This is a genomic window from Cellvibrio sp., assembly GCF_053579595.1.
The window spans coordinates 1-9,267 of record NZ_JBRFPI010000171.1; the positions used below are offsets into that span (position 1 = coordinate 1).

10 protein-coding genes are annotated in these 9,267 nt (G+C 52.5%); 7 read left to right on the forward strand and 3 right to left on the reverse strand.

Annotated features, from left to right (window positions below; genetic code table 11):
- Positions 1 to 200: hypothetical protein (locus ACWA6V_RS11735; protein ID WP_449522662.1), on the reverse strand; the 200-nt coding region annotated here is incomplete at its 3' end.
- Between the two features lie 275 nt (positions 201 to 475).
- On the opposite strand from ACWA6V_RS11735, the gene ACWA6V_RS11740 reads away from it, so the two are divergent.
- From ACWA6V_RS11740 to ACWA6V_RS11765, 6 genes are all read left to right on the forward strand, one after another.
- Positions 476 to 793 (forward strand): DUF4156 domain-containing protein, encoded by a 318-nt coding sequence (locus ACWA6V_RS11740; RefSeq protein ID WP_449522663.1) that lies wholly within the window; start codon positions 476 to 478, stop codon positions 791 to 793.
- 202 nt (positions 794 to 995) lie between these two features.
- Positions 996 to 3,059 carry a polyphosphate kinase 1 gene (gene ppk1, locus ACWA6V_RS11745; protein WP_449522664.1) on the forward strand — a complete coding sequence of 688 codons (2,064 nt, stop codon included), beginning with the start codon at positions 996 to 998 and terminating at the stop codon, positions 3,057 to 3,059.
- A gap of 429 nt (positions 3,060 to 3,488) precedes the next feature.
- Positions 3,489 to 5,852: a rhamnogalacturonan lyase family protein gene (locus ACWA6V_RS11750; protein WP_449522665.1), complete on the forward strand. Its 2,364-nt coding sequence runs from the start codon at positions 3,489 to 3,491 to the stop codon at positions 5,850 to 5,852.
- Positions 5,853 to 6,051: 199 nt separating this feature from the next.
- A complete protein-coding gene (locus tag ACWA6V_RS11755; protein ID WP_449522666.1) occupies positions 6,052 to 6,912 on the forward strand; it encodes an SPFH domain-containing protein in 861 nt (286 codons plus the stop codon).
- Positions 6,913 to 6,928: 16 nt separating this feature from the next.
- Entirely contained in the window at positions 6,929 to 7,141 is a 213-nt protein-coding gene (locus ACWA6V_RS11760; protein ID WP_449522667.1) for a hypothetical protein, read from the forward strand.
- The gene (locus ACWA6V_RS11765; RefSeq protein ID WP_449522668.1) at positions 7,141 to 7,326 is read left to right on the forward strand and encodes a DUF4177 domain-containing protein; all 186 of its coding nucleotides are present in this window, start codon (positions 7,141 to 7,143) and stop codon (positions 7,324 to 7,326) included. The genes ACWA6V_RS11760 and ACWA6V_RS11765 overlap by 1 nt, the downstream gene beginning before the upstream one ends.
- 55 nt (positions 7,327 to 7,381) lie before the next feature.
- On the opposite strand, the gene yaaA is transcribed toward ACWA6V_RS11765, so the two are convergent.
- A complete protein-coding gene (gene yaaA / locus ACWA6V_RS11770) occupies positions 7,382 to 8,155 on the reverse strand; it encodes a peroxide stress protein YaaA (protein ID WP_449522669.1) in 774 nt (257 codons plus the stop codon).
- Positions 8,156 to 8,190: 35 nt separating this feature from the next.
- Positions 8,191 to 8,673 carry a DUF4265 domain-containing protein gene (locus tag ACWA6V_RS11775; RefSeq protein ID WP_449522670.1) on the reverse strand — a complete coding sequence of 161 codons (483 nt, stop codon included), beginning with the start codon at positions 8,671 to 8,673 and terminating at the stop codon, positions 8,191 to 8,193.
- An 83-nt stretch (positions 8,674 to 8,756) separates the two neighbouring features.
- Here ACWA6V_RS11775 and ACWA6V_RS11780 point away from each other — a divergent pair.
- Positions 8,757 to 9,267 (forward strand): M48 family metalloprotease (locus tag ACWA6V_RS11780; RefSeq protein ID WP_449522671.1); only part of this gene is annotated, 511 nt, incomplete at its 3' end.

Consider the following 9,267-nt stretch of genomic DNA (forward strand, 5'->3'; position numbering starts at 1 on the left):
GGTGTGGAATAGTTTTCGCCAAAGGCGCCGTTTTCAATGGCAATCGCGCCGCGTTCCGGATCATCGTCCCAGTTTTGGTAGATCTTGCCGATCAGGAGGCTTATCCCCATAGGGATGGCGAGAATAATCAGCAGCTTGGTCAGCCGCCATAAACTGCGTCGGGAAAATAAATGACTCAGGCCGGTTTTTAATGCGCCCATAGGGTTAACTCCTCTTTAGCGATTTTCCTATCGGTAAACTTCTTATGTTGGTTGTGCGACTATCAGGGTTGCAGCAAAATCCACTCACGCGAAGTAAGTAGATGCTCGCCAAAGATACTACTCATGGGCGCGATTACCAAAAATAATTATTACTGCACATTACACCGGCGGCACGCCGATCGCCGCGGCTTGCAACTCGGCCGCTATGGGATTAGTGTAGCCGCGAGTTTTTTGTCCCCTGATTATTGATTAATCATTTCTGAGGAAAATTATCCATGAAAAAAACCACTCTCCTGTTAGCCGCCATCGTCAGCCTGACCAGTGCTTGTAGCTGGGTAAAAGTGAGTGAGCAAGGTGCCAGCGTAGCTGTTGCCAATGCCGCCAACGTACGCAACTGCGAAAAAGTGCGCACCGTGAATGTCAAAGTAAAAGATAACTTTGTAGGTTCGATGAAGCGTTCACCTGAAAAAGTGGCGACTGAACTGACTAACCTTGCACGCAATGAGGCCACCCAATTTGGCGGCGACACCATAGTGCCAGCAAGTTTGGTAAAAGATGGCCGCCAGAGTTTTGATGTATATAAGTGCAACTAATCGTCTTCAGACCTTGGGTGCTTGCCCAAGGTCTCCCTCGATCCCCACGCTCCTTATTCCCGCTTTTTGCACTAAGCCCACTCTTGCACCCAAAACTTTGCTAGTGTTAGCACCAGGCAACTGCTGTCTTATTTCTGTCACATGATTGACATAATCTGGCGCGAATTATTGGCTAAACACAAATCGGTTAACGAGGTACAAGGTGTCTAACGCCTATTTCAATCGCGAGCTGAGTCTGCTCGAATTTAACAAACGCGTCCTTCATCAAGCCTACAACCGCAGTTTGCCGCTGTTGGAACGGCTGCGCTTCCTGTGTATTTTTTCAACCAACCTCGACGAATTTTTTGAAGTGCGTGTAGGCGGCTTGGTAGAAATACTCGAGCGCAACGCGCCACCCACACAGGGACCAGACGGCTTGACCCAAACCCAAACCCTGAATGAAATTTCCCTGCGCGCCCATGAATTGGTGGCCGAGCAGTACCGCATACTCAACAGCGAATTGCTCCCGTCCATGCGCGAACAGGGAATTCAAGTATTGCGTCGCGAAGATTGGAGTCAGGAGCAAATTCAGTACCTTAAGCACATTTTTTTGTCCGATGTACTGCCTGTGCTCAGCCCGATCGGGCTTGACCCTGCGCATCCATTTCCGCGCATCCTCAACAAGAGTTTGAATTTTATTGTCCGGCTCGATGGCAAAGACGCCTTCGGCCGCAACTCCGGCCGCGCGATTGTGCAGGTGCCGCGCTCGCTGCCGCACATTATTGAATTGCCCGAAGCGCTGAGTATTAACGGGCGCAACTTTGTATTTATCTCCTCCATCATCCATTTTTTTATGGCCGAAATATTTGTCGGCATGACCGTGATGGAAAGCTATCAATTCCGTCTCACGCGCAACTCGGATATTTTTCTCGACGAAGAAGAGACCGACGATTTATTGCGCGCCGTACAAGGTGAGCTGGCCTATCGCCAATACGGCGATGAAGTGCGTCTGGAAATTACCGACACTTGCCCCGCTGAACTGGAGCAATTTTTATTGCAGCGCTGCGAAATTAAAGAGCGCGATTTGTACCGGATTAATGGGCCGGTGAATTTAAATCGCTACGGCGATTTGTTTGATTTGGTCAAAGATGCTGCGCATTATTTCAAACCCTTTGTGCAAGCCATGCCCAAACTGCCCAAGCGCACCAACTCCTATTTTGAAGTGTTGCAGAAGCAAGATATTTTGCTTCATCACCCGTTTGATTCATTTCAGGGCGTGGTAGATTTTTTGCGCGAAGCCGCCGCCGACCCGAATGTGTTGGCGATTAAACAAACCTTGTATCGCACCGGCTCCAATTCACCCATTGTGGATGCACTGGTCGCCGCCGCCAAAGCCGGTAAAGAAGTGACTGCGATTGTGGAATTGCGCGCGCGTTTTGATGAAGAGCAAAACGTGGCACTGGCGGAGCGCTTGCAACGTTTTGGTATTCATGTGATCTACGGTGTGGTGGGTTTTAAAACCCACGCCAAGATGATCCTGGTCGCGCGCCGCGAAACTGGCAAGCTGCGCTACTACGTGCACTTGGGCACCGGTAACTATCACCCGCGCACCAGTAAAATTTATACCGATTACGGTTTGCTCACCTCCGACAAAGATATCGGCGAAGATGTGTACCGCATCTTTTTGCAATTATCAAGCATGGGCAAAGCGTCCAAAATGGAAGCGCTTTTATACGCGCCTTTCACCTTGCACAAAGGCATGGTGAAACGCATCCGCACAGAAAAAGAACATGCGGAGCAGGGCAAACCGGCGCGCATCATCGCCAAAATGAATGCGCTCTACGATGAAGAATTGGTGAACGAACTTTACGCCGCATCGCAAGCCGGTGTGCAGATCGATTTGATCGTGCGCGGTGTTTGCCAGCTGCGCCCGGGTGTTGCGGGCCTGTCAGAAAATATCCGCGTGCGCTCGATTATCGGCCGCTTCCTCGAACACCATCGCGTGTTTTATTTTGAAAATAACGGCAACCCGGAATTATTTTGTTCGAGTGCCGACTGGATGCTGCGCAATATGTTCCATCGCGTAGAGACCTGCTTCCCAATCAAACACAAAAAAATCCGCGACCGTATTTTGGAAGATATGCACCTCTACCTCGCCGACAACACCCACGCCTGGTTATTGCAGGAAGATGGCAGCTATGTGCCCTGCCAAGTCCAGGAAGGTGCGGAGCTGGTCGATGCCCAGGCGATTTTGCTGGAGCGCTGGTCGGCGCACGCCGTCGTTTAAACGCGCATCAACCGATCATCTGTGCGTTCCAACATGCAGGCCTCTTGCAGCGGAGGCCTGCAATAATTCCGCAGTATTCTATTCATTGATGAAATCTTTACTTTGTATGAGAAAAAACCTTGTAACCGGTTTCTCATTTTGTGCAACCAAGCACCACCCAAGTCGCATTTGTCGCTAAATAAGCCTTCCATATAAATCCGATTTATATACTCTAGCCAGACCCGCTTCCGGCCCCCAAACCGGATCTCTCCAGCGGAGCGCCCGATCCCATAATTTTAATAAAACATGCTGTACCTGACGCTCGGCAAAGTGTCGCAATACCCGAAAACCTGACGCAGGGGCTTACTACCTCATCGCCATAGCTACGCGCCTTGGCGCCGCAGGTGCAAGCCTCATGATTATCACTACGAATAATGAGCGAGAACCATCATGGTCAAACGTCATCCGCAGCCCTGGCTGCGCAAAACCTTATTGGCATGTTTGTGCGCCGGGCTGACCGGCATTATGGCGGTACCCAGCTTTGCCGCCCGGCAAGCGGAGTATCTGGATCGCGGGGTAGTCGCACTCCCCTCCGGCAGCGGCGTGTTAATCAGCTGGCGGATGTTGGGTAATGACCCGGCCAATATCAGTTTTAACGTCTATCGCAATGGCAGCAAGGTCACTGCATCGCCCATCACCAACAGCACTAACTATCTGGATACCAGTGGCACTACCAGTGCGGCTTACACCGTACGCGCAGTCATTAATGGCACCGAACTGGCGGCCAACCCTGCCAAAGCCACCTGGGCCAACCCCTATTTGGCAGTCAACCTCAACCGCCCTAACGGCGGCACTACACCGAGCGGCGAAGCCTATACCTACTCACCCAATGACCTGAGCGTGGGTGATCTGGATGGCGACGGTGAATATGAAATCGTCGTTAAATGGGACCCATCCAACGCCAAAGACAACTCGCAAAGTGGCTATACCGGCAACGTCATTGTCGATGCCTATGAAATGAATGGCACGCGTTTGTGGCGCATCGACTTGGGCAAAAACATCCGCGCGGGCGCCCACTACACCCAGTTTATGGTTTACGACCTGGACGGTGACGGAAAAGCTGAAGTGGCGATGAAAACCGCACCGGGCACGCGCGATGCGGCGGGTACCGTGCAAGGCGGCAGCAATGCCAATACTGACTACCGCAATGCCAGCGGTTATATCCTCACTGGCCCCGAATATCTCACCGTGTTTAATGGCCAGACTGGTGTCGCCATGGCATCGACGGATTATCTACCCGCGCGCGGCACAGTCAGCAGTTGGGGCGATAGTTACGGCAACCGCGTGGACCGCTTCCTCGCTGGCGTTGCCTATTTGGATGGCACCCGCCCAAGCCTGGTCTTTGCCCGCGGTTATTACACCCGTGCCGTATTGGTCGCCTGGGATTGGCGCAACGGTCAACTGACCCGCCGCTGGACGTTTGACAGCACCGCCAGTGGCAATGGCGCCGCTGCTGGCCAGGGCGCGCACAGCCTGACGGTGGGCGATGTGGATCAGGACGGCAAAGATGAGATCGTCTACGGCGCCGCCACCATCAATGACAACGGCACCCTGATGTACTCCACCGGTCTTGGCCATGGCGTTGCCTTGCACCTGTCCGACTTCCTGCCCAGTCGCCCTGATTTGGAAGTATTTATGGTGCACGAATCACCCTCCAGCTACGGTAATAACGGGGTAGAGATGCACGACGCCAAAACCGGACAAATCATCTGGGGCTTTCAGGGCGGTGGCGATATCGGACGCGGCGTGATTATGGACATAGATCCACGTACAGCCGGAGCCGAAAGTTGGGCGAGCGCAGGCGGCATCAACAGCGCCATCGGTGGCCAGATCACCACCAGTAAACCGGCATCGACCAACTTTGCGGCCTGGTGGGATGGCGATTTGCTGCGCGAACAACTCAACAACACCATGATCGATAAATGGAACTACAACAGTAGCAATAGCTCGCGTTTGCTCACCGCGTACAACTACGGTGCGGCGTCCAACAACAGCACCAAATCCACCCCCGGTTTGTCAGCCGACCTGCTCGGCGACTGGCGTGAAGAGGTGATCTGGCGTCACGAAAACAACAGCCAATTGTTGATTTTCAGCACCCCGACCCCGACCACCCACAAGCTGCGCACGCTGATGCACGATACCCAGTATCGCACCGCTATCGCCTGGCAAAATGTGGGTTACAACCAACCGCCGCACACCAGCTTCTTCCTTGGCGACGGCATGGCAACACCGGCAGCGCCGGATCTGTATTTCGTTGGCACCAACCCCAATGCCACAACGCCAGTAAGCAGTTCCAGCATTGCCGCCTCCAGCCGACCAGCCTCATCGGTGGCGCTGAGCAGTTCATCGCGCAGCAGTACTCCTGCCAGCTCGATACCGGCGAGCTCTACGCCAGCAAGCAGTCGGGCTACATCCAGTGTGGCAAGCAGTATCGCCAGTAGCACCGCAACCAATGGTGGCAACTGCAGCTACATCGTGAGCAATAACTGGGGCGCAGGTTTTACCGGTGCTATCCGCATCACCAATAGAGGCACCAGCGCAATCAATGGCTGGAATGTGAGTTGGACTTATGCGGGCAACACCCGTTTAAGCGGCACCTGGAACGCCACTGTCACCGGCAGCAATCCTTACGCGGCAACTAACCTGAGCTGGAACAGCACAATTCAACCAGGGCAGTCTGTGGAGTTCGGCTTCCAGGGTACTCACTCTGGCACGGCTGAAATTCCGGTGATTACAGGATCTGTCTGCCAATAATCCTCACTGTTTAGAAGGCAACCAACAAACAGGCCGATGGTGAATACCATCGGCCTGTTTGTTTATGGGGTTGTCTCAGTCATCGTCTGGTTTGATGAGATTTTGTTTTCTCTGCTCTTTACTTTGGATAAAAGCAGTATTAAATTGATATCTAAATGATATCAAGTATGTGATTCGAAAAACACTAAAGGAGAAAGTCATGGTCCATGAAGTTGAAGCACGCAGCGGGTCAGGTTATTTGCTGTTGGTCGTCTTGTTGGCACTGCAAATACTCAGCGTCGCGGGCGCTGTGTTTATGCCGGGCGCTATGAAGGCAATTGCAATACTGGCCGCCATTGTGGTTTTTATTTGTTGGTTCGGGTTTTACATGGTGCAACCCAACCAGGGCAAGGTGCTGCAATTGTTTGGGCAGTACGCAGGCACCGATCGTAACAACGGTCTGCGCTGGGCCAACCCGCTTTACAGTAAAAAATCGGTTAGCTTGCGTGTGCGCAATTTTGAATCCGGGCGTTTGAAGGTGAACGATTCCAACGGCAATCCGATTGAGATCGCGGCGGTGATTGTGTGGCGCGTGGTAGACACAGCTGAAGCCGTATTTGAAGTGGATGACTATGAAAACTACGTCACCATCCAGAGCGAAGCAGCGCTGCGCAACCTGGCGACCAGCTACCCCTATGAACACGATACCGACGACGAACGTCTGTCGCTGCGCAGCGACTCCAATGCCATCGCCCTGAAATTAAAAAGCGAAGTGCAGGATCGCTTGCAAAAAGCGGGAGTGGATGTCCTCGAAGCTCGGTTAAGTCACCTCGCCTACGCGCCGGAAATTGCACAGGCCATGTTGCAGCGGCAGCAGGCGAGTGCGGTGCTCGCCGCGCGCAAAATTATTGTTCAGGGCGCTGTGGGTATGGTGGCCGATGCGCTGGATCAATTAAAAGTGCAGGGTGTGGTGGAATTGGATGGCGAGCGCAAAGCGGCGATGGTGAGCAATTTATTGATTGTGCTCTGCGGTGATCAGCAAGCAAAGCCGGTGATCAATACAGGCACACTTTACTCGTAACTAAAGGTGATAGCGCGTGACAAAAAAATCCTTTCCGCTGCGCATTAACGAACAGGTTATCGCCGCCATGCAGCGCTGGGCTGACGATGACTTGCGCAGCCTGAATGCGCAAATTGAATTTGTGTTGCGCGATGCGCTGGTCAAAAGCGGGCGTGTGAAATTGATCCAAAAAGTCATCACTGATCTAGAGCAAATTGATAACGAACAACCACTACAAGAGGACGAATAATGCGTTGGGAATACAAAACACTTTCTTTTAAAATGCGAAGCTCTTTTTTTGGAACACTGGATGTTGATTTGTTTAATCAGCAGCTCGATGCGCTCGGGCGCGAAGGCTGGGAGCTGATAAGTATTTGCCCGCTTGGTATGGGCGCAGCCAGCGGAGTTGTGGCCGTATTAAAGCGGCAAAAATAATCATTTAGCTCAAGAGCAGGTGGTTCAAGCCTGCTCTTTACTTGACTCTCTTCACTCAACTCTCTTCTCTCAAGAAAACCCACTCCTTCGGCGATGAACTGCGCTCGTCGTAGTAATAGCCTGCTGCATCAAACCCTTTAATCTGTTCTGCTTTTTTGATTTTATTTTTAATGATGTAGGCACTCATCATGCCGCGCGCTTTTTTGGCGAAAAAGCTGATGATCTTGTACTGGCCGTTTTTGCAATCTTTAAACACCGGCGTAATTACTTCGGCATGTAATTTTTTGGTATTCACCACACTCCAGTATTCGTTAGAGGCAAGGTTCACCAACACCCGCTCTTTCTGCGTATCCAATTCCTGATTCAGTTGGTCGGTGATGATGTCGCCCCAAAAGTGATACAGGTTTTTGCCGCGTGCATTGGCGAAACTGGTGCCCATTTCCAGGCGGTAGGGCTGGATCAGATCGAGCGGGCGCAGTAAACCGTACAGACCTGAAAGGATACGCAAATGTTGTTGCGCAAAAGTGAAATTGGCTTTGGAGAATTTTTCCGCCTCCATCCCGGTATACACATCGCCCTTAAACGCTAACACGGCTTGTTTGGCGTTAGTCGGTGTAAAGGGTAATTGCCATTCCAGGAAACGCTGCGCATTTAACTCCCCCAGCTTTTCGCTGACGCTCATCAGCTCGGAAACTTGCGGCGGCGTCAGCTGGCGCAAATCCTTGATCAACTCTTGCGAGTGATCGAGAAATTGTGGCTGGGTGAATTCGGCAATCTTGGGTGGTGTTTCAAAATCCAGGGTTTTTGCGGGCGAAATAAGGTGCAGCATAAATTGGGTTCGATATCGACGAGTGAAGTAAAACGCTATTCAGGTTTGAGTAGATCCAGCCACCAATTGAGCGGGGTTTCGCCGTCGGCAGGATCGTAAACGTTGCCGTACATCCACGCGCTTTGGCCATCGCGCCCGACATATTCGTTGAGTATGCTTTCAATCGCACTGAAACCACAGCTCACATGGATGGAGTAGACCAACATACGCGGGGTTTCGCGGTCCAGTTCACCGCCCAGTTTTTCCAGCTCTGCCGTGAGCACATCGCCCAGCGCCTGGATATCGTTGCGGCTAAACACGCGCACACTCAGGTTGCCGCTGCGCTGTACCAGATCAAACTCGCGTGTGTCGGGGAGCATTTTGACTACATCGCCGCTGGCCAGACCCTTGGCAAACGCGGGCGATTGCACCAGTTGGAAATTGCCGTCCTCCAGTTCGCGCACATGGAGTTGCTCGACAATCGGTTTGCCGTCGGCGCCGATACCGGCAAAAAGCTCAATTACTTGCAGGGATTTCATCGAAAAACGTTCACCTTGTATTAAAAGTCGTGTGGTAAAAAAGATGTGGCATTATAGCCGCCTCTGTCTCAAGGAGTCCTGTTATGAAATTACTTTCCCCAATTCTCGCTATCAGTGCCCTCGCATGGTCACTGACCGGCTGTGTGGTCAACCCGGTGACCGGTAAAAGCCAGGTCTCGCTGATGTCGCCCGAGCAGGAGATTGCATCCGGCGCGCAAAATTATGTACCCGCGCAACAATCCCAGGGCGGTCAATATGTGGTTGATCCCGGTTTGACAGCATATGTGCAGCAGGTGGGCAAAAAGCTCGCCGCGGTGAGCGATCGCCCCAACCTGCCCTACGAATTTGTGGTGCTCAATAACGATGTACCCAACGCCTGGGCGATGCCCGGTGGCAAGCTCGCGATTAACCGTGGCCTGTTAGTGTATTTGGAAGATGAAGCCCAGCTCGCCGCTGTGATGGGACACGAAATTGTGCACGCCGCCGCGCGCCACGGCGCGCAACAGCAAACCCAGAATGTCTTGATGGGGGCAGGTGTATTGATTGCCGGTATTGCGATTGCCGAGAAAAAGCCCGAGTACGGTGCTCTGGGGG